Origin of the sequence: Burkholderia singularis, from assembly GCF_900176645.1 — a bacterium.
GTDB classification, from domain to species: domain Bacteria; phylum Pseudomonadota; class Gammaproteobacteria; order Burkholderiales; family Burkholderiaceae; genus Burkholderia; species Burkholderia singularis.
Genome location: NZ_FXAN01000036.1, coordinates 24,308 through 46,919, shown reverse-complemented (window position 1 = coordinate 46,919; position 22,612 = coordinate 24,308). Strand labels below are relative to the sequence as shown.

Annotated in this window: 21 protein-coding genes; 8 read left to right on the top strand and 13 right to left on the bottom strand. The window is 63.0% G+C overall.

All coding sequences use genetic code 11. The features are described 5' to 3' along the window. Positions 1 to 86 precede the first annotated feature (86 nt). Positions 87 to 1,022 carry a mannuronate-specific alginate lyase gene (locus BSIN_RS04865; RefSeq protein WP_089339668.1) on the top strand — a complete coding sequence of 312 codons (936 nt, stop codon included), beginning with the start codon at positions 87 to 89 and terminating at the stop codon, positions 1,020 to 1,022. A 150-nt stretch (positions 1,023 to 1,172) separates the two neighbouring features. On the opposite strand, the gene BSIN_RS04860 is transcribed toward BSIN_RS04865, so the two are convergent. The 3 genes from BSIN_RS04860 to BSIN_RS04850 form a co-directional block, all read right to left on the bottom strand. After that, a complete protein-coding gene (locus tag BSIN_RS04860) occupies positions 1,173 to 1,628 on the bottom strand; it encodes a carboxymuconolactone decarboxylase family protein (protein WP_089339667.1) in 456 nt (151 codons plus the stop codon). Between the two features lie 532 nt (positions 1,629 to 2,160). Next, a complete protein-coding gene (locus BSIN_RS04855; RefSeq protein WP_069236076.1) occupies positions 2,161 to 3,549 on the bottom strand; it encodes a nucleobase:cation symporter-2 family protein in 1,389 nt (462 codons plus the stop codon). A 536-nt stretch (positions 3,550 to 4,085) separates the two neighbouring features. Next, positions 4,086 to 4,895, bottom strand: coding sequence for a hypothetical protein (locus BSIN_RS04850; RefSeq protein WP_089339710.1), 810 nt, complete (start codon positions 4,893 to 4,895; stop codon positions 4,086 to 4,088). Positions 4,896 to 4,974: 79 nt separating this feature from the next. Between BSIN_RS04850 and BSIN_RS04845 the strand changes: the two genes are divergently transcribed. Beyond that, the gene (locus BSIN_RS04845; protein WP_089339711.1) at positions 4,975 to 5,325 is read left to right on the top strand and encodes a helix-turn-helix domain-containing protein; all 351 of its coding nucleotides are present in this window, start codon (positions 4,975 to 4,977) and stop codon (positions 5,323 to 5,325) included. A gap of 110 nt (positions 5,326 to 5,435) precedes the next feature. On the opposite strand, the gene BSIN_RS04840 is transcribed toward BSIN_RS04845, so the two are convergent. Together BSIN_RS04840 and speB are read right to left on the bottom strand one after the other, a co-directional pair. Further along, positions 5,436 to 6,923, bottom strand: a complete 1,488-nt coding sequence (locus BSIN_RS04840) for a purine-cytosine permease family protein (RefSeq protein ID WP_089339666.1) — start codon at positions 6,921 to 6,923, stop codon at positions 5,436 to 5,438. Between the two features lie 80 nt (positions 6,924 to 7,003). Further along, positions 7,004 to 7,963 carry an agmatinase gene (gene speB, locus BSIN_RS04835; RefSeq protein WP_369828131.1) on the bottom strand — a complete coding sequence of 320 codons (960 nt, stop codon included), beginning with the start codon at positions 7,961 to 7,963 and terminating at the stop codon, positions 7,004 to 7,006. A 146-nt stretch (positions 7,964 to 8,109) separates the two neighbouring features. Between speB and BSIN_RS04830 the strand changes: the two genes are divergently transcribed. Further along, positions 8,110 to 9,027 carry a LysR family transcriptional regulator gene (locus BSIN_RS04830; RefSeq protein ID WP_089339665.1) on the top strand — a complete coding sequence of 306 codons (918 nt, stop codon included), beginning with the start codon at positions 8,110 to 8,112 and terminating at the stop codon, positions 9,025 to 9,027. A 55-nt stretch (positions 9,028 to 9,082) separates the two neighbouring features. Beyond that, on the top strand, positions 9,083 to 9,361 hold the full coding sequence (locus BSIN_RS04825; RefSeq protein WP_089339664.1) for a hypothetical protein: 279 nt from the start codon (positions 9,083 to 9,085) through the stop codon (positions 9,359 to 9,361). Here BSIN_RS04825 and BSIN_RS04820 read toward each other — a convergent pair. The 3 genes from BSIN_RS04820 to BSIN_RS04810 form a co-directional block, all read right to left on the bottom strand. Continuing rightward, positions 9,330 to 10,658 carry an NADH:flavin oxidoreductase/NADH oxidase family protein gene (locus tag BSIN_RS04820; protein WP_089339663.1) on the bottom strand — a complete coding sequence of 443 codons (1,329 nt, stop codon included), beginning with the start codon at positions 10,656 to 10,658 and terminating at the stop codon, positions 9,330 to 9,332. The two genes, BSIN_RS04825 and BSIN_RS04820, sit on opposite strands and share 32 nt — an antisense overlap. Before the next feature lie 268 nt (positions 10,659 to 10,926). After that, the gene (locus BSIN_RS04815) at positions 10,927 to 11,565 is read right to left on the bottom strand and encodes an acyl-homoserine-lactone synthase (protein WP_089339662.1); all 639 of its coding nucleotides are present in this window, start codon (positions 11,563 to 11,565) and stop codon (positions 10,927 to 10,929) included. A gap of 97 nt (positions 11,566 to 11,662) precedes the next feature. Next, on the bottom strand, positions 11,663 to 12,439 hold the full coding sequence (locus BSIN_RS04810; protein ID WP_305883045.1) for a LuxR family transcriptional regulator: 777 nt from the start codon (positions 12,437 to 12,439) through the stop codon (positions 11,663 to 11,665). Between the two features lie 495 nt (positions 12,440 to 12,934). Here BSIN_RS04810 and BSIN_RS04805 point away from each other — a divergent pair, with 495 nt between their 5' ends. Both BSIN_RS04805 and BSIN_RS04800 read left to right on the top strand, forming a co-directional pair. Beyond that, on the top strand, positions 12,935 to 13,513 hold the full coding sequence (locus tag BSIN_RS04805; RefSeq protein WP_125910527.1) for a DUF6875 domain-containing protein: 579 nt from the start codon (positions 12,935 to 12,937) through the stop codon (positions 13,511 to 13,513). Next, a complete protein-coding gene (locus BSIN_RS04800; RefSeq protein WP_089339660.1) occupies positions 13,510 to 14,220 on the top strand; it encodes an oxygen-binding di-iron domain-containing protein in 711 nt (236 codons plus the stop codon). Before BSIN_RS04805 ends, BSIN_RS04800 begins: the two co-directional genes overlap by 4 nt. Before the next feature lie 73 nt (positions 14,221 to 14,293). Here BSIN_RS04800 and BSIN_RS04795 read toward each other — a convergent pair whose 3' ends face one another. The 5 genes from BSIN_RS04795 to BSIN_RS04775 all read right to left on the bottom strand — a co-directional run bounded on the left by BSIN_RS04795 (position 14,294) and on the right by BSIN_RS04775 (position 19,896). Continuing rightward, a complete protein-coding gene (locus BSIN_RS04795) occupies positions 14,294 to 15,877 on the bottom strand; it encodes an acyl-CoA ligase (AMP-forming), exosortase A system-associated (protein WP_089339659.1) in 1,584 nt (527 codons plus the stop codon). A gap of 283 nt (positions 15,878 to 16,160) precedes the next feature. Then, entirely contained in the window at positions 16,161 to 16,898 is a 738-nt protein-coding gene (locus tag BSIN_RS04790) for a 2OG-Fe(II) oxygenase (RefSeq protein ID WP_256583620.1), read from the bottom strand. A gap of 134 nt (positions 16,899 to 17,032) precedes the next feature. After that, on the bottom strand, positions 17,033 to 18,622 hold the full coding sequence (locus tag BSIN_RS04785) for an inorganic phosphate transporter (RefSeq protein WP_089339657.1): 1,590 nt from the start codon (positions 18,620 to 18,622) through the stop codon (positions 17,033 to 17,035). Between the two features lie 87 nt (positions 18,623 to 18,709). Further along, a complete protein-coding gene (locus tag BSIN_RS04780) occupies positions 18,710 to 19,114 on the bottom strand; it encodes an SRPBCC family protein (protein ID WP_089339707.1) in 405 nt (134 codons plus the stop codon). 314 nt (positions 19,115 to 19,428) lie between these two features. After that, positions 19,429 to 19,896, bottom strand: a complete 468-nt coding sequence (locus BSIN_RS04775) for an Lrp/AsnC family transcriptional regulator (protein WP_059520176.1) — start codon at positions 19,894 to 19,896, stop codon at positions 19,429 to 19,431. A gap of 133 nt (positions 19,897 to 20,029) precedes the next feature. Between BSIN_RS04775 and BSIN_RS04770 the strand changes: the two genes are divergently transcribed. Continuing rightward, the gene (locus BSIN_RS04770) at positions 20,030 to 20,656 is read left to right on the top strand and encodes a LysE family translocator (protein ID WP_089339656.1); all 627 of its coding nucleotides are present in this window, start codon (positions 20,030 to 20,032) and stop codon (positions 20,654 to 20,656) included. 198 nt (positions 20,657 to 20,854) lie between these two features. Continuing rightward, the gene (locus BSIN_RS04765; protein ID WP_089339655.1) at positions 20,855 to 22,453 is read left to right on the top strand and encodes a S53 family peptidase; all 1,599 of its coding nucleotides are present in this window, start codon (positions 20,855 to 20,857) and stop codon (positions 22,451 to 22,453) included. Positions 22,454 to 22,612 lie beyond the last annotated feature (159 nt).

Sequence of the window (22,612 nt, the reverse complement as noted above, 5' to 3'; positions counted from 1 at the left end):
TAAAGAGGCAGATCGTGAAGTGGCCGGCTATTCTTTTACCGTCAGCCTTTTGCGTTGAGGTCCGAATGCTCCCGAAGCTAGTTCGTATGATGTTCGCTTCTGTGCTCGCCGCGATCGTGGTTCTCGTGAGCGCACCCTCGGCCGTCGCATGCGACATACCGGCGCCCTTGCAAACCATCGATCCTCCTGGCTACTACGACGATGCTTCGGGCTACGCGCAGGCGGTCAAGCCGATGCGCGACTTCGTTTCTCGGCTCAACACGGCGGCCGGCGAAGGTGATTGGCCGTGCGCGTTGAACCTGCTGGACAATTGGGCGCGGGCCGACGCATTGATGGGGCGCATTTCCGGTTATCAGGGCTACTACGAGCGTTCGTGGGCGGGAACGGACTTCGCGATGGTGATCCTGCATATGCCGCCAGGCTTTCGCGACGAAAACCGGGCACGCTTCGCGGCGATCGATCCATGGCTCGAACGAATCGCTACCGCGACGCGCGATGCGGCAGCGATCAACCATCTGCATAACAATCTTGTCTACTGGGCGGGGCTGAATTTGATCGCAATCGGCGCCGTCACCGGCAATGCGAGCCTCTTCGATTCGGGCCTGCTGCGCATTCGCGACGGTATTCGCGACATTGGGCCTGACGGCGCACTCGCACGCGAAGTGAAGCGTGGCAACCGTGCGCAGCACTATCACACATTCGCGCTGATTCCGCTGGTGTTCGCGGCGGAACTGGCACGCAGACGCAATATCGATCTGTATCGGGAGAACGGTGGCGCGATCGGCCGTCTCGCCAATCTCGTGATCGACGCGGTAGAGCATCCTGCGAGTTTCACGAAGATCACGCCAATCAAACAGGATCTCTTTCCGTGGACTTTGCACGATGAGCTGTGCTGGGTCGAACCGTACTATGCGCGCTTCAGAGACAGCCGTTTGCCGGCCATCATCGCGCCCCGCAGACCGTTCAGCGAATGGCGCGTTGGTGGGAACGTCACGGCGGTCTGGGGCGTTCCTCTGCCGTAGGCGCGGCCGGCGCGCTGCGCAGGCGCCCGATCGCCGTCACTCGACGCATGCTGCGGCATCTCCGTTGCGTTCGCAACGAAAACTTTCTTCCCCCTTTCCCTCTATACCGCAATAGTTCGTCTCGGTCCGTTCGAGCCGCACGTTGGCTCGTCATAGTTCCTTCACGGCCTGAGGCGTGTTTCGGAAGCTGATCGCCATGCGGTTATACGTGTTCATCAGGCCGATTGCGATGGTGAGATCCACAAGTTCGCGTTCATCGAAAACGGCGCGTGCCGAATCGTATGCGGCATCGGGCACGCCCGTCTGCGCTACGCGAGTGACCGATTCAGCCCATGCGAGCGCGGCGCGCTCGCGCGCATCGAACAGGTCGCCCGCTTCAGCCCACGCCTGCAACAGCGCAAGTTTTTCGACTTTAACGCCTTTCTTCAGCAAATCGCGCGTGTGCATATCGAGGCAAAACGCACAATTGTTGATTTGCGAGACGCGCAGATATACCAGTTCAACGAGAACGGGGGAAAGCCCGCTTTGCATCACGTAGCCGTAGACGCCGCCAAGCGCCTTGGTGCCCGCCGGCGCGATCTGGTTGTAGTCGAGACGCATGCTCATACGTTGGCTCCTGCAGAAGGTGGATTGATTTGACCGACGTGGCCGGAGTCGCATTGCCGATATCCGCGGTGAGTACGGCAGGCCACTTTGCGGGCTCGATGCCGTTCATATTGCGGTTCACGAGAGGGATTCAGCCCGGCTCTTCAAAGAAACGTTCGCCGGCGCGGTGGACGGGCTTCGGGCCGTCGTTCACCGGTGACTCGATGGTGCCCGAGGCGGCGTGCGCACGGGCCAAGGCGATCGGGCGCGTATGGATGCACGCGATGCCGTGCCGGGGGCTTCGCTGACCGCCGTGGCGGTCAGCGGCTTGCCGGTGGCCGTGATGATGTGCCGGAAATTGAGCGTGACGGTTTCACTTGTGCCATGCGTGGCGGCGACGTCCGCACAGGCAGTGCTGAAGGCGGGGAGAATGTACATGGACGGCGGGTCTTCGTTGGTCGCACTGCATTGTGCGTCTGCGCTGGACTATGAAAAAGAACCAAGAATGAACATTTTCGATGGTCCATGGAGGGATCGCCCCGCCATCGGCACGTTATTTCTTGTCCGGCAGAAACCAATTCATCACGAGCGCGCAGATACCACCCGTGGCGACGCCCGATTCCAATACGTTTTTAAGCGCCTGCGGCAGGCTGGTCAGGATTTCCGGCACCTGCGACACGCCCAGCCCCAGAGCTAACGACACGGCGATGATCAGCAACGCGCGCCGGTCCAGCCGGATGCCGGCAAGAATGTTGATACCGGAGGCGGCCACCGCGCCGAACATCACCATTGCCGCGCCGCCGAGCACGGGCTCGGGTACGGCTTGCAGGATGCCGGCGACCACGGGGAACAGGCCAAGCAGCACCAGCATGCCCGCGATCCAGACGCCCACGTGTCGGCTGGCGATGCCGGTGAGCTGAATCACGCCGTTGTTCTGTGCGAAGACGGAACTGGGGAAGGTATTGAAGAAACCGGCGAGCAGCGAGTTCGCGCCGTTGACGAGCACGCCGCCCTTGATGCGTTGCATCCACAGGGGGCCTTCGACGGGTTGCCTGGAGATTTTGCTCGTCGCGGTGACGTCGCCGATCGCTTCGAGCGATGTGACAAGGTAGATGATCAGCATCGGCACGAAGAGCGCCCATGAGAAACCGAGTCCGAAATGCAGCGGAGTCGGAATTTGGAACAGCGCGGCCTCGCGCACGCCGGTAAAGTCCAGCCGCCCCATCGCGGCGGCTGCGACGTAGCCGAGCGCGAGCGCGATGACGAGCGCGGTGCTGCGCACCCAGACGATGGGCACCCGGTTGAGCACGATGATCGCGCCGAGCACCAGGCCGGAGAGGGTCAGGTTTTCGGCGCTGGCGAAATTGCCCTTGGCCATGGCACTGTAGCCGCCGCCCATGCTGATGAGGCCGACCTTGATGAGCGTCAGGCCGATCAGCAGAACCACGATGCCGGTGACGAGCGGCGTGATCAGGCGCTTGATGAAGGGCAGGATGCGGGAGACGCTCATCTCGACGAACGAGCCGGCAATGACCACGCCGAAGATGGCGCCCATCACGGTTTCGACCGGCGTGCCTTGCTTGACCATCAGGCTGCCGCCGGCGATGAGCGGGCCGACGAAGTTGAAGCTCGTGCCCTGAACGATCAGCAGGCCGGCGCCGAGCGGGCCAAAGCGTTTGCATTGGACGAAAGTGGCGATGCCGGAGATCGCGAGCGACATCGACACGATCAGCGTGGTGTCGCGGCTGGCCACGCCCAGCGCTTGGCAGATCAGCAGGCCGGGCGTGACGATCGGCACCAGAATGGCGAGCAGGTGCTGGAGTGCGGCGACGAAGGCGATTGCCGGGGCGGGCCGCTCGTCGGGGCCGTAGACCAGATCGCGGGCGGCTTCGGCGTGATCGGCGTCGTGGGCGGCGGGTTGGGCTTGGGAGGCGGGGTGCATGACGGAAGGGTCGGTAAAGAGGGGGCAAGTGCGGAATTTTAGCGGGAAGACCCGGCCGTGTCGGAAAACCGCCGAGCGCGGCGCATGGCGGCCGGATGATGCGAACGTCGGGCTTGATTGCCGACGTATCGTTGGGCCGCACCGCGATCGAGGGACGTGGCAGGTCTTCGCGTTTCGTCACGCCGTGACGTGTATCGCGTGAGGAGAATCAGGCAGGCGTGGCCGGTTGGAGAGCAGGTGCCGCTCGAGCCGATCATGCGTTGCCCGACTGGCGATCCTGTGCGCGAATTCGTCCTCGGCGCAGATCGGCCGGGAATATTGTCGGCGTGCATTCGGGGGCCTGTGTCACATGTCGCGCATCGCGCTGAACGAAGTGAGATGCACACTCGATATCCCCGCGCATGTCGGAGAAACGTTGTGTTGCGTTGGCGGGCCTCGAATGGCGTGTGGGCGGTGCGGATGTCGCTCTTCTTGTCGAGCCTGTCGTCATTCGCGCGCGCTGACGCCCCCACCTCGCGAACCGGCGGGGTCAGCCGTCACCACGCATGGCTGGCGTGGAGGTGAGTGGTGGCGCTGAATGGCATACCGGCATCGGACGCCGGTAAATCGAACAGATCTCGCGTGAAACCGCGCACGTGCTCGGTAACGGTTCGATTACGCAACCGCATGACCTGTTCGGCAAATGTTTCGAAGTCTCCGTCGCGCGACGCCTTGGTGACCTCCGCTAGATCCCGTGCCTTCAATAGGCTCGGCTGCGCGAGCCGCACGAAATACGGTGCTTCGAGTTCGACCGACAGCGCGAGCGGATAGCTTTTACCGAGAGCTTCTGCAAACGCGCGCTCGACGCAGTCGACGACCGCCGTGCTCTGTGCGGCACCGAGCGTTTTGCCGGTACCCACGTGGCGCAACCGATCAGGATGGATTCGCAAGCGCGTGCCGACGCTGAGTTCAGTCGGCGACGAACACACGAGTGCGTAGTAATGCGTTCTGCGTTGACCGGAGGGCAGCGTCGCGCTGCTCGTAATGAACGCATGACGCGGCAGTTCGCGAACTTGGCCGTTCGTGTCGATCCATGCGTTCCATAGCAGCGAGCCTTCGTGATTTTTACCGGCCGGACATGGTCTCGGTTTGCTCGACGCCGGCGAAAACAGCGCGATCAGCGAGCCCGTTCGGTGCGCGGCAATTTGCGCGCTGTTGCCAAGCGGCTGGCCGATGCCCCACAGAAACCGTCCGCCTCCGAGCCGGCGCTCCCATTCCTTTCTCAGCACGATAGTCGGGAGTTCTTCGCCGGACTCGTGACCGATCTTGGTCCAGCAAAACGTCGGGGGGAGATGTTTCAGTGTCATCAGCTTTCTCGAAATGCGTGCGGCCGCCCGATTTCGGCGGCCATTCATTAGGCATTAATGTATAGGTATAATGCATATGATGGAAGCCCCCAACACCTCTTTTTCTGTTCAGGCGCTGCTGAGCCGATTATTGGCGGATACTCGTTCATCCAGCGAAATTGCCAGGCTTTCGGGCGTCAGCCAGCCGACCGTTTCGCGGCTTCGGCTGTCGAACGGACGTCGGCTGCGCAGAAGCGCGTCATTCAATAAGCTATGCAGTTTCTATGGCGTCGAGCCGCGACAGAGGCGGCCCGCGGGCCGCCTTGCGGCCAGCTATAACGAATTGCTGCGTGACGCGATCGTGGATGCATGGGACGGCTCGGAAGAGCACGGCCGTGCGCTGCTCGGCGTGATCGAAGGTTTGAAGGCGTTGAGCGGCAAGCCGGGATAAATGCGCGGCAGTGCGTATTCGCGCGCCGGGCGGCCAGCCGGAGCGCGAGAGGCGTGCTGGGGCGAGCCGAGACGGCTCGCGTCAGTTGAAGATGCCCTGGTGGTGTTGCTTCAGCGCGGTTGGACAGTCGGCTTGAGCGGCGCGGCGTTGGTGATCGCCCGTTGCTCGGCATGCAGATCGAGCGAGCGGCTCAGCACGTAATAGGTCGCGCCGGATACGGCCAGGCCGATGAGCCATGCAATATCGACCCCATGCAGCCGATGCGCGACGTAGCCGACGAAAATCTCCCGGTCGGACGCCGTATCGACGATATTGAAAAACGGAATCATCGCACCGAAGCCGATCAGATAAGCCGCGATACCGCGAACCTGCCACGTGCCATAGATACCGTGGGGGGTGAAGAAATGGGCGATCGCGTAGCGTCCTTTGCGAACGAAGAAATAGTCGACGAGATTCACGGCGGTCCACGGTACGAGGAAGTACAAAAGCAGCACGAGGAACGTGTTCAGCAGCGCGATGCCATGACCTTTGAGCAGCAGCGCGCATGCGAGCAGCACGCTGCTGATTGCCGTGATCGCGATCACGCGCGCGCGGCGGGTGGGCGCGACCGGGCGGAACGAATCGACACCCGTGAGCAGCGTCAACATCGCGCTGTACGTATTGAGCGCGACGATCGGCAGAAAGCCCGCGACGGACACGACGACAAGCACATGACCGAAGCCGGGCAGCAGCGCCGAGCCGATCTGGTTCAGCGCGACGAGCGCATCCGATGCATGAAGCCGTGCGGCAAGCCACGCGCCGATGCCGATCATCCACGAGCCGGACAGCGACGCGCCGGCGAAGATCGCGGCAATCAGCTTCGCGCGGCTCGTCTGCTTCGGCAGATAGCGCGTGTAGTCCGATACGTATGGCGCATACGAAATGTTGTAGCTCGCGCCGATCGCGAATTGCGTGACGAATGCGATCCAGTTGAAGCCGAGTGCGGACGGTGCGGATGACGCGGCGGCGGGCGCGCTGTCGCCGAGGCCGGCCATCAGTGCGGCGGTGACGATCGCGTAGAGCGGCAGCGTTGCCATCAGCGCCCACTTGAATGCCCTATGCATCAGATCGTGCCCGTAGATCGCGAGCAAGCCGCCCAATACGGATGCGGCGAGCGCGACGATCGTCGGGCTCAGGCCGAACACGTTCCTGAGGCCGTCCATGACCAGCGATACGTTGACGACATTGAAGCCGACGAAGACAAACAGCGTCGCGAGCAGTGCAAGTACCACCCCGCGATAGCCGAATTGCGCGCGCGACTGGATCATCTGCGGCAAACCCATCTCCGGGCCCTGCGAGCCGTGAAAAGCCATGAAGATCGTGCCGAACATGATGCCGAGCGTGCCCGCGAACGTCGTCCACGCAGCGGACAAACCCATGCCGGGGCCGACGAAGCCGATCGAGATCGTGAAGAAGTGAAAGTTGCCGAGGAACCAGAACGGTGCCTGGCTGTGCAGCTTCGCGTGACGCTCGCTCTCCGGAATGTAATCGATCGACCGGCTCTCGATGCCGAATCCCTGCGCAGCGCTTTCGGCGCTTGCGGTTTGCTGTGCGTTCATGATGAATCGGTCTCCTGATTGAATCGATTCCCTGGCGGGGCGGGTCGTGGTGCGCGTGCGTTGCGTCGTGCCGTGCTCGATCAATTCCGGCGCTTGACGCCGGGCAGCACGCACAGCATCTCGTAGGCGAGATTCGCGCCGAGCAGCGCAGTGGTGCCGAACGGGTCGTAAGGCGGCGCGACTTCGACGAGATCGGCGCCGACGATGTCGAGGCCCCACGCGCCGCGAACGATCTCGAGACCTTGCGCAACCGTCAGCCCGGCGATTTCGGGCGTGCCGGTGCCGGGCGCGTAAGCGGGATCGATGCCGTCGATGTCGAAGCTTAGATACACCGGGCCGCTGCGCAGACGCGCGCGGACTTCGTCCATCAGCGGCGCGAGCGAGCGGTTCCAGCATGCGTCGGCCTGCACGACGCGAAAACCTTGCTGGCTGCACCAGTCGAAATCTTCCGCGGCGTAGCCGGTGCCGCGCAGGCCGATTTGTACGACGCGTTCGCCATCGAGCAATCCTTCCTCGACCGCGCGGCGAAACGGCGTGCCGTGAGCGATCTTTTCTCCGAACATCGTGTCGTTGACGTCCGCGTGCGCGTCCACGTGAATGAGGCCGAGCCGGCCGTAGCGGCGGCGCAGCGCGCGCAGGATCGGCAGCGTGATGGTGTGATCGCCGCCGAGCGTGATCGGGCGGCACCCGTGCGTGATGATCGCGTCGTAAGCAGTTTCGATGCGCGCGATCGAATCGGCGAGGTTGTACGGGTTGGTCGCGACATCGCCGATATCGGCAACGCGCAGCGAATCGAACGGCGCGGCGCGCGTTGCCATGTTATATGGGCGCAGCAGCACGGATTCGGCGCGAATCTGACGGGGGCCGAAGCGCGCGCCAGTCCGATTCGATGTGCCGAGGTCGAACGGCACGCCGACGAAGCACGCGTCGAGCCCCGCCGCGCCGGCAGCCTGCGGCAGCCGCATCATCGTCGCGATGCCGCCGAAGCGGGGCATCGCGTTGCCGCTTTGCGGCTGAGGATAGTCGTGATCCGAGATCATTTTTTACCTGTATTGGTTGCGCCGTATCATTCAACGAGTGCGGCAGATGGGGTTGTACGCCGCCAAAATGCAAATTTGAATGACAATGATTCAACGTTCACATTGATAATTTCGTATGTATCGCCGACGAGCATCGCGGAGGAAATATGTTCGGCAACCTGACGGATCTGGATCTGCGTTTGATTCGGGTATTCATCGCGGTGGCGGATGCGGGCGGTGTGAGCGTCGCGCAATCGACGTTGAACGTCAGCCAGCCGACGATCAGCACCCAACTCTCGACACTCGAGACGCGCGTCGGTTTTCGTCTGTGCGAGCGCGGCCGCGGCGGATTTCGTCTAACGACCAAGGGCGAGCGCTTCTACGCGCTCGCGAAGAAGCTCTATGAAGCCGTCGATGCGTTCAGCAGCGAGGCGCGGCATATGGACAAGACGCTCGTCGGCACGCTGTCGGTGGGGCTGATCGGTCACACGCCGGTTAGCCAGAACGCGCGGATCAGCGATGCGATCGCGCGGTTCAGGCGGCGCGACGAAGCTGTGCGTTTCGTGATTTCGGTCAGGCCGCCCGGCGAGCTGGAAGAACGTTTGCTGAGCGGCAACGTGCAGATCGCGGTTGGCTATTTCTGGCATCGCGTACCGACGCTCGAATACACGCCGCTCTTCATCGAGCGGCAGGTGGCTTATTGCGGGCGGGGGCATCCGTTATTCCGGCGCGCCGGGCGGATCGACCCGTCCGGCGTCGCGGATTTCGAGTGGGCGTGGCGCACTTATCCGCTGCCGGAAGTGGAACTGTCGACAACACCGTCGAAAGTCACCGCGCAGGCCGACAATATGGAGGCAGTCGCGCTGCTGATTTTGTCAGGCCATCATCTGGGTTATTTGCCGCAGCATTTCGCGGCGCCCTATGTGAAGCAGGGATTGCTCAAGGCGCTCAATCCCGCCGTGCTGCGCTACGACGTGACGTTTCATGTGGTCACGCAGCGGCGCAACCGGCGCGATCCGATCGTGCAGGCATTTCTCGAGGATTTGAAGGACGCGCATCTGGTGGGCGACAGCACGCCGGAGTGAGCGGCTGTCGCGTTCGGCCCGCGCTTTCGCCACGTCATGGCTATGCGGATACCGGTTGCAGCGCATCGATTCGGAAAATCCGCGATGCAGCCGCGCGTTGGGTAAGCGTGCGCGCTATGGGCCGACGAAGTTCGAGAACGATATGAGCGGGATTGCCTGCATCGGCACTTTCACTGGCTCACTGGCGGTTCCGCATCTGCGGGCCGTTGCCTGCCGCTTCGGGACGGTGGTGGGCAACGGCCGCCATCGCAACCTGGGGCGTGCACATGAACGTTGCCGAAAGAAGAATCGGCTTGCGCGGCTCAATGTGCGTCGTGCGATCGGCTGGTCATGATCGGTGTTCCCGAAGGCGCGCGTGCGGCAGATGCTTCGGATGACGAAGCACGCAGGCGCCGTGCTTTGAAAATTGCGAAGCCTTTCGACGACAGATCGAGCAGGAACGATTTCAGCGCGTTCTCGTTGGGAATCGGGTTGCGGCCGTTGCCGAGCCGATGAAGCTGCCGCGTGTACCAAGTGACTTCGAGCGAACCGAGGTTGTCGAAATACCGGACGCCGGTGCTGAGCGGTTTGATCTGATGGCGGGTTTGCTCGCCGCGCAGCAGGCGCGCCGGCGCATCCGGCTCGATTGCGAGAATGCGGCCGAGGCCGATCATGTCAAGCGCGCCGTCGCGCAACGGCGCTTCCATGCCGGCCAGACTGCGAAACCCGCCGGTGACCATCAGCGGCACCTGGATTTCAGCGCGCACTTTCTCGGCAAACTCGAGAAAATACGCTTCGCGTGCGGCCGTCGACGCGCTACGGTGCCCGCGCTGCATCACGGGTTCTTCGTAGGTGCCGCCGGAAATCTCGATCAAATCGATGCCGGCTTGCGCAAGCGCGCGGATTGCATCTAGCGATTCTTCTTCGGTGAAGCCGCCGCGCTGAAAATCCGCGGAGTTGAGCTTGATGCCGATCGGGAAATCCGCACCGACGCGGCTGCGCACTGCTTCGTACACCGCCAGCACGAAGCGGCGGCGTTTCTCGGCACTGCCGCCCCAGTGGTCGTCGCGCTGGTTATGGTGCGGCGACAGGAACTGGTTGATCAGATAGCCGTGCGCGCCATGCAATTGCACGCCGGTGAAGCCGGCTTTTTGCGCGATCGCGGCGGCTGTCGCATAGCGTTGAATCAGCGTTTCGATTTCTTCATGCGTCAGCGCGCGCGGTACCAGGAAGTACGGCGCGAGCTTCGGTCCGAAGCCGATCGCGGACGGCGCGACCGTTTCCACGTTGAGCCCGCGCAGCGCCTGCTTGCCCGGATGGTTGAGCTGCATCCAGAACTCGCTGCCGCCCGACTTGCCGGCGGCGGCCCATTCGCGCAGGCGCGGCAGATCGCGCTCGTCCTCGAGCACGAGGTTGCCCGGCTCGCCGAGCGCATTGCGGTCGATCATCACGTTGCCGGTGATCAGCAGCGCCGCGCCGGATTCTGACCAACGCCGGTACAGCTCGATCAACTGCGGGCTCACGCGTCCGTCGCGGCCGCACAGGGCTTCGCTAAGCGCCGATTTCGCCAGGCGGTTTCTGAACGTGGTGCCGTTCGGCAGTGTGAGCGGCCGGGCGAGCCACGCGCCAGCGGTACGGGAGAATTCGGACATGGATGAAGACGTTCCGGTTAGGTCGATCGGCCATTTAAAATAAACCATCAATCAATGTTACATTGATTGATGGTTTATTGCGCATCATAGATGCAAAAATGAAACCCGGTCAATGGTGCTTGTCACGCATGCCAATTGGGTTTCGATTCGAATGGCGGGACATGAGCGCAATGTTCGCCGCCAATGCTCCGCCCCGGCTTCGCGGCTCGGCGTTGCGGTTGAAAGACGCCTGCGGCGCAAGCTGTGGCGGGCACGCCGGTGCGTCGATTTAGTGCGCACCCTGTGTCGCTGATAGAGGCGCCGGCAGGCCGCTGCCGGCACGGTGCACGATATCCGATGACGCGTTCTGTGCTCGATGTTGCAAATCGATTGCGCATGCGAGGATCCGGCCGTCCGTTGCGCTTGTCGCATTGGCCAGGCATTGCAGCGCGAGCCCCCAGTGACGGTACAGTCGCGCGATCGACGGCGACATCACGCCGATCACCTGCGTTGCGCCGAGCGAATCGGCCACCGCAAGCACCGACGCGAGGAAATTCCTGCCGTGCGGTTCGCGCACCGCCGAGCGACCGGGCCGGTATGACGCAGCGAAACGCGATATTTCCCAGACGGTCGGCGATCGCGGGGCGCGTGCCGGACCGAGCAAATACGGAAATGCGTCGCGAAGCAGATAAGGGCCGGTGGTGGGCAGCAGGCGCGCGCAACCGCATATGTTGCGCGCGTCGTCCAGCGCGACGACATGAACGGTCGACGGTCTATCGAACCGGTCCCATTCGGTCCGATCGTCCTTGCGGTGGCCCGCGATCGTCCAGCCGAGCCTGCGAACGAAAACGTCGTAGCGGTAGGCGCCGAGATCGGTTCGGATGTGCGGCGGCAACTCGGCAAACCGGCCGGCGAGGATGGAGGACATGGCGCGAGGGCGTGTTCGAAGGAATGATCGGCGTGGCGCAGGGGGCGCCGGTTGCGCATCGGGCCGATGCGCAACCGGCAATGAAGCCTGACCGGACTCAGGGAAAAATCAGGCCCTGACGAGTCGCCTTGACCGCAGCGAATGTACGGCTGCGCGTATTTAGCTTCGCCATCGCATTTTCGATATGGAAATCGACTGTGTATTTTGAGATATCGAGCATATTGGCGATAACCCATGACGATTTACCGCGCGCAACCCAAGTCAGGCATAACTGCTCGCGATCCGTCAGATGCACCGAAGGCGGAATCGGGCTGCGCATGCGCATGCTTTGGAATTGCAAATGAAATTGCATGCTAAGCAAATAGGCGTTACGCCATTTTGAGTCGGCGTCGTGAGTCGGCGCGGCGCCGCATAGGCTGATCAGCAGCACACGTCCGTGCGGTTGATGCAGCGGAATACTGATGCCGTTGTCGAGACCGGCGTCTTCCGCTTCGATAAGCACATGCTGTTCACGCGAATTCGACGTTGCCAGGTCGCTCCACGCAAATGGCGTGCTGTATCGAAATGCCGCCTGGTGAACCGGATCGATATTGACATAATCGTTGCGACTGTAATGTTCGATCCATGCGGACGGATACTGCAGGGCAATGATGTGGATCAAGGCGGGGCGCAGCGCATCAGATAGCTCGACGATCGCATGATGCCGATAGCCTATCTGTAATGCGGCTTGCGAGAAACTTTCGGTCAGCGAGCGAATGTCCCGTGATTCCGGTATCGCAATGGACAGGGTAGGCGGGCCGATGCTTTTTCTCGACGACGAACCTGCGCCGTCGCTCGCGTCTGTTCGATATTCGCGTTGCAGAATCCTGCTCAATTTGGATGCCCCTGTTTATTGGAAATCGAAATTTATGAAAATATCGTGTGCCGAATTTGGGGCGCGTAACCAGTGATAATCGGGTAGCGCGGTAGTATTTATATTGTCTGTAGATAATATCAAACATAATCGTGTTTGCAAGGGCTTGCGCTGATTAATCGCCATTCGTTTGAATGGGCGATAAATATTTTTGTTTTGCTACCCAGGCTGTTTTTCATGAGTCGAAATGATCTATCTCAAAAATAAAAGCCATGTAGCTGTGCATAGGTGGGGTAACGGACAGTGCCGGACGTGGATCGGGTGCAATATTGGACGAAATCCGTTTCGCTTTTGCAACGATTCCACGCTGCACTGTCATCGTAAGAACGCAGTGTCCGCGATGTAAATGCAGATCCGTTGTCGCCGGAATGGGTAAATTCGTTAATTTGTGTAATCAACCCAATTATTCATTGTTTGTGGGGCAGAGCCGTGGGAAATTGTGCAGCCGGTTTCGACATGCTTTCGTTTGAAGAAGCCCGCGTACGGACGGAACTGGTTCCAATTACGCGTTGGATCGAGGATTTTTTATGCGCGCCAAATTCCTCCGTGGGCCGCTCAGGCGATGTGTGCCCCTACACGCGCGCCGCCATTCGAAAAAATGCATTTCGGTTTGCAATAAGCCGTGCCCGATCGGTGGCTGAATTCGAGGCGGAAATAAAAGAACATTTGGTGGACATCGAGCGAACCGGCGAAGCGGCGGATATTTATCGTTGCCGTTTGATCGTTCCCGTCGCGCTTGACCGTGCGGCCAACGTGATCGAGGACGTTCAGCGCGCATTGAAGCCGCTTTTCGTCGCGCGCCGGCTGATGCTGGGCCAGTTCTATCCGGAGTGCGACGAGCGGGGCCTCTGGAACCCCGGTTTTCGGCCACTGCAATGTCCCGTTCCGTTGATCGCGATCCGGGGCATGGTGCCGACTGACGTAGCCTTCCTCTACGATAATGCCGAGTTGATGGCTGCCTATAATGCTTGCTTCAAGGAGCAGGCGGCCCGCGCCATTCGCCAGTACGAACAGCACAGAGGAATCACGCAGTGAGCACATCGTCGATTGTCGAAATCCGGCCGGGTTTATACCGGGCGAGCACTTATGTCGAGAAGTTGAAGCTGGCGTTCAGCCAATTCTTCGTGAAAGCGCCCGATGGCAGCGTGTTGTGCGTCGAAACAGGGACGCGAGGCGATTTCCCCGGCCTCGTCGAGAGCCTGGCGCGCATCGGCGTCGCGCCTGCGCAAATCGGCGACGTCGTGGTGCCGCATTTCGAGGTCGACGAAATGGGAGCGCTTCCCGATTTTGCCGCCGCCAATCCGAAGCTGACCGCGCATGGCCATCCGATTTGCACGCACGCGCTTGCCGACATCTTCGGCGTGCGGGCTAAGCCGCTCAAGGATGGCGAATGCGTTACGCTGTCCGGCACCGAGGTCGTGCCGGTCTACGTCAAGCATGTGCATCAGTGGGATGCGCTCGTCGTCTATCTGCCACGCTACAAAGCGCTGCTGTCGTCGGATTTGTTCATGCGTTTTGGTCCGGTTGCCGCCACAGGCGACGATCCTGTCGATGGCATCGTTGCGTCGATCGAGCGTGCCGGCTACCTGCCGTCGATGCAGTATTTCGCGGCTGCGCTACGCAAGCTTCAAGCGCTCGATATCGAGATCGTTCTGCCGATGCACGGGCCGGCGATCGAGCACGACGTGCCGGACGTCGTCGCCAGGCTGCTTGCCTATTGCGAGCGGTCGGCGGCAGCCTGAGGCCGGTGCGAGGCGAAGCCGGCAGGTGAACCGGCGCGGCGCCGGTATTGCAGCGGCGCGGGTTGGCGTGCCGTCATAGGGTTTCGAGCAGATTTGCCGCATCGTCGCAGAGTGCGACGCGATCGAATTTCCCGTTCGGATTGCGCGGCAGCGACGCGCGCGTGACGATCGTATGCGGCACCATATACGGCGGCAGTTGTTTCGCGCACCACGCGTGCAGCGCGTCGGCCGAGAATGCGCTATCCGTCAGCGGCACGACCACGAGCATGATCGCTTCGCCCAGTTCGTCGTGCGGCACGCCAAGCGCGACGGCTTCGGCAACGAGGCCGCTTGCGTGTGCGACGTCCTCGATTTCGTCCGGACTGATCCGGTAGCCCGAGCTTTTGATTTGCATGTCGTTGCGGGCGACGAAGTAGAGAAAGCCGTCGTCGTCGCGGCGCACGAGATCGCCCGACCACACCGCGGTTTCGCGCGCCGTGCAGCCCGGCTTCGCTTCCGGCGACGGGCGATAGCGCTGCGCGGTGCGCGCGGGATCGTTCCAGTAGCCGAGCGTCACGCATGCGCCGACGTGCACGAGTTCGCCAACCTCATTCGGCGCGCAGGGCGTGCCGTCGTTTCGCACGACGAGAATCCGCGCATTGGGTACGGCCTTGCCGATCGAGCCGGGACGGCGATCGATTTCGGTGGGGTCCAGATAGGTTGAGCGGAATGCCTCGGTCAGACCGTACATCAGATACGGCGAAGCTTGCGGAAACAATTTGCGCAGCGCATCCAGCACGCGTTGCGGCATATGGCCGCCCGTGTTCGCGAAGTAGCGCAGGTGCGCGCGCGCTTCATCGGGCCACGTCGCGCGTGCGAGCTGAATCCAGAGCGGCGGCACGCCCGCGAAGCCGGTGATCTTTTCGCGTTGGCAGATGTCGACGACGTCTTTCGGCATCAGATAATTGACGAGCACCGAAGTCGCGCCGGCGACCCATGCGGTTGTGAGCTGGCTCAAGCCCGCATCGAAGCTGAGCGGCAGCGCCCCGAGAATGCGGTCTTCCGCCGTATGGCGCAGGTAGTGTGCGACGCTCCACGCGCCTTCGAGCAGGTTGCGATGGCTCAGCATCACGCCTTTGGGGCGCCCGGTCGAGCCGGACGTATAGAGGAGCGCGGCGAGGTCGGTGTCGATCGTGTCGGCGCAACCCGGATCGTAATTATTCGAATGCTCGTGCGCGTGCGTTTGCTCCCATGCCAGGCGGGCGCCGAATGGCACGGCAGATCGCTCCGGCAGATCAGTTAGGATGATATACGGAATGTTGGCCAGCATGGCGTCGCCGAGAATCCGCGCGCGCACCGCCGACGTCACGATGCCGCGCGCGCCGCAATCGGCAAGGATATGGCCGACCTGATCCGGCTTGAGCAACGGGTTGATCGGCACGAACACGATCCCGGCGGCGGCCGCGCCGAGCATCGCGACGACTGCTTCGACGCGCTTGTCGAGAAAGATCGCGAGCCGTTCGCCGGGGGCGATTTCGAGCCTTTGCAGGCGCGCGGCGAACGACAGGCTCTGCACGGCGAGCGCTTGATAGGTGAGCCGCATGTCGTCGACGACTAGCGCCTCGGCGCCGGGGGTGCGGCGTGCCGCTTGCCCGACTAGATCGAAAAAGTTGCGCATGATGTACCCAGGTTGCAAGTCACGGATGGCGGATTTCGCGCGACGTAGCGGGACGTCAGGGCTTGTGGCCATGGTGCGCGCTATCGACTGTGACTGCCGCAAAGAGTACCGAATAGAGAATTCTTCTTGCGCGATCTTTTTCGAGTAAATTCGGGAACGGAGTGGTGCCCAACATATTCAGCGGCCGTCTGTAACAGAGTGTATTGCTCTGACAAATGGCGGCGCGCATTCGATGCGCGCGCAATCATCTGTGTTTGCATTGCGTGCCTGTCCGGCGGCAGGCTCAGCATGCGTCGTGAAAAAGAATGCCGAGCGCGTGCCGCTGACCGCTGTGCAGCCGGCTTACGCCATGCCGTAATTGGGCCCGGTATGGGCCGCGCGTACCTTGCGCGGGGCGATGACGGACGGCGAAGATGACCGCATCGCCCTGGGCGAGCGTGACCACGTTGGCGCGTGATTGCATGCGGGGCCGCTGTTCGGTGATGACGAATTCACCGCCCGTGAAATCGATGCCCGGCTGCGATAACAGAATCGTCGCTTGCAGCGCAAACACGTGCTCGCCGTACAGATCCTGATGCAGGCAGTTGTAGTCGCCTTCGCGATAACGAAGGATCAGCGGCGTCGGGCGTAATTGTCCCGCGGCATGGCAGCGTGCGACGAACGCGGCATGCTCGGCCGGAAAGCGTGTATCGATGTGCATCGATGCGTTCCAGCGATTCGCGATCGGCGCGAGATGCGCATAGAGCGCGGTGCGCAGCGCGTGGATCGCATGGGGCAGCGGATAGTCGAAGTATCGATATTCACCGCGCCCGAAACCGTGGCGCGCCATCGTCACGGTGCTGCGGAACAGCGCATCGCGCGCATAGAGTGCGGCGAGCGCTTCGCATGCGCGGCGTGTGAGCAGCCGATGAACGATCGCATGGCCGTCCCGATCGAGATCCTGTTCGATTGCCAGCCATGCGAGCGACTCGATGCGCTGTGTGAGCGCTGCTGCGCCCGGCGTTTGCGCCGGGCCGTGCATGCGTGTAGCGGTGGGCTCGTGCGGTGCGGCTATCGGGTTCATCGGCGTTTCCTCGCTGCATCATCGAATCAGGATGCAGCGAGTCTAGCGATGCATGCGGGCCGGCGCGCTCCGAGTCTTGCGCGGTAATTCGCTCAGGTAAGCGAATGAAAGCACCAGTAAAGGGCGCCCGCGAGCACGATCGATGCAGGCAGCGTCAGCACCCACGCCAGAATGAGGCTGCGCACCGTAGCCCATTGCAGCCCCGAGCCGTTCGCGGCCATCGTGCCGGCGACGCCCGACGACAGCACATGCGTAGTCGACACCGGCAGCCCGTATGCGTCGGCCGCACCGATCGTCAGCATGGCGACGACTTCGGCGGATGCGCCTTGCCCGTAAGTCAAATGCTGTTTGCCGATCTTTTCGCCCACTGTCACGACGATGCGTCGCCAGCCGACCATCGTGCCGAGGCCGAGCGCGATCGCCACGGCAACCTTGACCCAGGTCGGAATGAACTTGGTTGCGTGATCGAGTTGTGCGCGGTAGTTATCGAGCGCACGTGCGTCTTGCGGCGAGAACACCGGTTGCTGCGTCTTTTTCATCAGCCGCAGCGCTTCCGACACAAGGTACATCGTGTTGCGCACGTTGTCCGCTTCTCCGCCGGGAAGCGCTGCGATCGAGCCGGTCGCGCCGACTTCTTGCGCGAGCGAATCGGACAACTGACGAACCGCCGGCAGCGTGGCGGCGTTGAGGCGGCGCGACTGCACGTAGGCCTCGACATCGCGACGCGGCTCGGCCGACGGCGGCGCGTCGCCGGCATAACGCGCGAGCGTCGCCGACGCTTGATGCGCGACCGCGATGAACGTCTGCGACTCGCCGGCCGTGACTGCCTTGTTGAGCGCATAGGCAGTGGGCACCGTGCCGATCAGGATCAGCATGATGAGCCCCATGCCTTTCTGGCCGTCGTTCGAGCCGTGCGCGAACGATACGCCGGTGCAGGTCAGGATCAGCAGGCAGCGGACCCAGAACGGCGGCGGCTCGTTATTCTTCGGCTCGCTATAGAGCGCGGGCACGCGCACCAGCGCCTTGAGCACGACGAGCAGGAGTCCCGCGCACAGGAAACCGACGATGGGCGAGAACAACAGCGATTTGCCGACGCCCATCGCCTGCGCCCAATCGACGCCGCTCGTGCCCGACGCGCCGTGCATCAATTGATTCGCGAGCCCGACGCCGATGATCGAGCCGATCAGCGTGTGCGAGCTGGACGACGGCAACCCGAAGTACCAGGTCGCGAGATTCCATACGATTGCCGCGATCAGTAGCGCGAACACCATCGCGAATCCCGCGCCGTGGCCGACCTGCAGAATCAACTCGACGGGCAGCAGTTGCAGAATGCCGAACGCGACTGCGCCCGTCGAGGCCATCACGCCGAGAAAATTCCAGATGCCGGACCAGATGACCGCGACGTTCGGCGTGAGCGAATGCGTGTAGATCACGGTCGCCACCGCGTTGGCGGTGTCGTGGAAGCCGTTGACGAACTCGAAACCGAGCGCGATCGCAAGCGCGATGCCGAGCAGCAGATACGGGAAGATCGAATGCCCGCCGATAGGCGGGAGATCCGCGAGCAGATGGACGAGTACGTAAGCGGCGCCACTTGCAAGCAGCGCCACGAGCAGCGCGAGGCCCAGATGCCGGGTGCGATCGGTGCGTTCTTCCGTGGCGGGGGCGAACAGGGGGCGGTTCATAACGGTCCTCTACGAGAAAACCGTTCGATGCTAGCGGCGCCGATCAGGCAGTTTGATGACAATTGGGCAATTCGATGACAGCGCCCGTCATGTCGTGATCGCCTGCTCGATGCGGGCGAGCACGGTCGGCCAGCCGCGTTTCATGCCTTCATAGGCGGTTTTGCCTGGCTGGGTGTCGAGATTGAAACCGGCATGCTCGAGGAATACGCGTGTGCCGTCGCGCTCGGGCTCGAGACGCCACGAGATCGTCGTGTCGAGCACGTTTTGTGCGAACACGATCGCGAATAAGCGTCCGGGCTCGACCGCCGTCACCTCGCAATGCTGTCGTCCCCACGAACCCATGTCGAGCGTGAAACGATGGCCGACGACGGGGCTCACGTCGCCCGCGGCCCACCAGCGCGCGAAGGTTGCCGGTTCGGTGAGCGCCGCCCATACCCGGGTAGGCGAATGGGCAACGAAGTGGTCGACGCGGATCGGTTCGGCTTCGGTCATCGTGAGGTCCATCGGAATGGGAACGGGCACCCATCATAGTGGAACGTCACAAAGCGTGCCGCGAGCAGCCGTCGTCGCGCCGCGGGCGTGCCCGCCTTGTCGCGTATTGCGTGGCTATTGCAAGTCGAATGAAACAAGAACGCAACCCGAACGCAAGCCGGCCGTCAGCCCGGCGGCGACGGGCATGCATGCGGCCGCAGTGTGCGCGTCCGGCTGCTTCGCTTGTTCGGCAGCTACGTTCTCATCTGATCGCGTGCCAGGGCCGCCTTTGTGCGTCGCGCGCGTGCCGGGCGAACGAACGGGCGCACGGTGGGTCAGGGAATCGGCAATTCCGCCTCGCGCTTGACTTCGCGTAGCGACAGCGCCGACTCGATCGACGTGACGCCCGGCAGCACGCGCAGCGTCTCGCGCAGGAACGTGCCGTAATCGTCGAGATCGTGCGCGACGACTTGCAGCAGGTAATCGGCGGAGCCCGACACGTTATGGCAGGACAGGATGCGCGGAATGCCGAGCACCTCGCGCTCGAAGTGATTCGCGATGTTTTTGTCGTGAACCGAGCAGCGCAGCAGTACGAACGCGATGACGCCGAAGCCGAGCGCGTTGCGCGACAGCTGCGCGCGATAGCGTTCGATGTAGCCGTCGCTTTCGAGCCGCTTCAGGCGGCGCGCGCATGGCGTTTCGCTCAGTCCCACCGAATCGGCGAGCCGCGCGACCGGGATGCGGCCGTCGATCTGCACGGCGGAGAGGATGGCGCGGTCGGTTTTATCGAGATCAATCGTCATTGGTGGATTACTCTAAAAATTAAGTTTTTGATAGTGTATTCCAATAAAATTGGCGGGCAATCCTGGGAAATTAGCCAATAAGCCCTCTTCGAACGAGGGCATCATGGAGCCTTTTCCAAACTGGGGCTCGACCATGATTTCCACGCACGTGTTGACTGCTTATCTGGCAACCGTCGTCGCCATCTATGCGGTTCCCGGGCCTGATATGGCGTTCGTCCTGCAAACGGGAATCGCCCGCGGCGCACGGCACGGCATGGCCGCCGCCGCGGGGCTCGGGCTCGCGCGCGCCGTGCACGTGACGCTGTCCGCGTGCGGCGTTGCCGCGCTGCTCAAGCATGCGCCGTGGCTCTACGAGACCGTGCGTTACGGCGGCGCGCTGTATCTCGGATACGTCGCCGTGCAGATCGTGCGTTCGCCGGCGTTCGCGTTGACCGACGACGGCGCGCGGCCGCCCGCGTCGCCGCTGCGGCAGACGTTCGCCAAAGGACTCCTCACCAATCTGCTCAATCCGAAGGCGCTCCTGTTCTGCTCGGTGCTGCTGCCGCAATTCGTCCAGCCGGACGGCGCGCCGGCATTGGCACAGATGGCCGTGCTCGGCACCGTGCTCGTGCTCGCGGGCGTCGGCTTCGATCTCGCATGCGTGGCGGGTGCGGCACGCATCGCCCGGTGGCTGCGCGCTCATCCGCTCGCGCAGACCGCGCAGCGCTGGACGTTCTCGGCCGTGCTGCTCGCCTTTGCACTGAGGCTGTCGATCGACTGACTTTCGCGGCCGGCCTGGATAAGGCGGTTGGCCCCGGCGCAGGACTGTCGCGCCTGCTTTACACTTCGGATACCGTACTGTCGCATGGCCCTGCCCACGGCGTTTGTGCGCCGTCCGACATTGCGCACGGAGGAACTGCGCGTGCTTGCCGGGGTCCGATGAAGGCAGCCCCGTTTATGGCTTCTGGAGAATCCGAATATGGCAAGGCACCTTCATGCAGGCAACGAACCCCCGATCGTCTCCGAATCCACCTGCGTCGGCCCGTGCGATCCGGCCGAGACGATTCAGGTGATGGTGATGTTGCGGCGACAGGAAGAACAGCATCTCGATGCTTTGCTAAAAGGCCTGGCGAGCGGGGATCCGAACGCGAAGCCCATGTCGCGCGAGGCATTTGCGCAGCGCTTCAGCGCGCATCCAGACGCTATCCGGAAAATTGAGATATTCGCGCAGAAGCATCAGCTCACGGTTGTCCGGGTCGATCCGGCCGAGAGTCTCGTCGTGCTGTCCGGCACGATTGCGCAGTTCGAGGCGGCGTTCGGCGTGAAGCTGCAACGCTTCGAGCACCATAGCGCGGGCCAGTATCGCGGACGCACCGGCGATATCGCGCTGCCGGACGATTTGCACGATGACGTGACTGCCGTGCTCGGCCTGGACAATCGCCCGCAAGCCCGGCCGCATTTCCGGCTGCGGCCGACCCCGGCTTTCAAGCCCGCGCGCGCGGCCGCCGCGACGTCGTTTACGCCGCTGCAACTCGCGACGCTCTACGATTTTCCTCCGGGCGACGGCGCGGGCCAATGCATCGCGATCATCGAACTCGGCGGCGGCTACCGGGCGGCCGATATACAACGGTATTTCCGGGGCCTGGGGCTCGCGTCGCAGCCGAAGCTCGTCGACGTGAGCGTCAACGGCGGCCGCAATGCGCCGACGGGCGAGCCGAGCGGGCCGGACGGCGAGGTGTCGCTCGACATCGAAGTGGCGGGGGCGATCGCGCCCGGCGCGACGCTTGCAATCTATTTCGCGCCGAACAGCGACGCGGGCTTCATTCAAGCGGTCAATCAGGCGGTGCACGACACGGCCAACAAGCCATCGATCGTATCGATCAGCTGGGGCGGCCCGGAAAGCGCATGGACGTCGCAATCGCTACAGGCGTTCAACCGCGTGCTGCAGTCGGCCGCGGCGCTCGGCGTGACCGTGTGCGCGGCAGCCGGCGACAACGGTTCGAGCGACGGCGTGCAGGATGGGACGAACCACGTCGATTTTCCCGCGTCGAGCCCTTATGTGCTGGCTTGCGGCGGCACGCATCTGGACGCTCAGCCGGGGCAGGGCATCGCCGGCGAGACCGTTTGGAACGACGATGCGGTGGGCGGCGGCGCGACGGGCGGCGGGGTCAGCGACGTGTTCGACCTGCCTGAATGGCAACAGGGCCTGAGCGCGACGCTTGCGCAGGACGGCAGCGCGACACCGCTCGCCAAGCGCGGCGTGCCCGACGTTGCGGGCGACGCGTCGCCGACGACGGGCTACGAGGTGTCGATCGACGGCACGTCGACGGTGATCGGCGGAACGAGCGCGGTTGCGCCGCTATGGGCCGCGCTGATTGCGCGGATCAACGCGGCCTCGGGGGGCGCGGCGGGCTGGATCAACCCGAAGCTGTACCGCAATGCCACCGCGTTGCGCGATATCACCACCGGCAATAACGGCGCGTATGCGGCTTCGGCCGGCTGGGATGCGTGCACGGGGCTCGGCAGCCCGGACGGCGTGAAGGTTGCGGCGGCCCTCAAGGGCAGTGCAACGAGCTGATGAGAACGGCGCGCCATGCGCATGTTTGGCAGCCCGATTGAATATCGAGATGGTTCGACGGCGGCCGGAGGCCGCCGGAATGGGAGAGCCGGGCCGAAGCTGAGAGGCCTGGCCGTGGCGGGCGCCGCGCGCGCCCGCGGCGCCGCTTGTCTTGCCAGT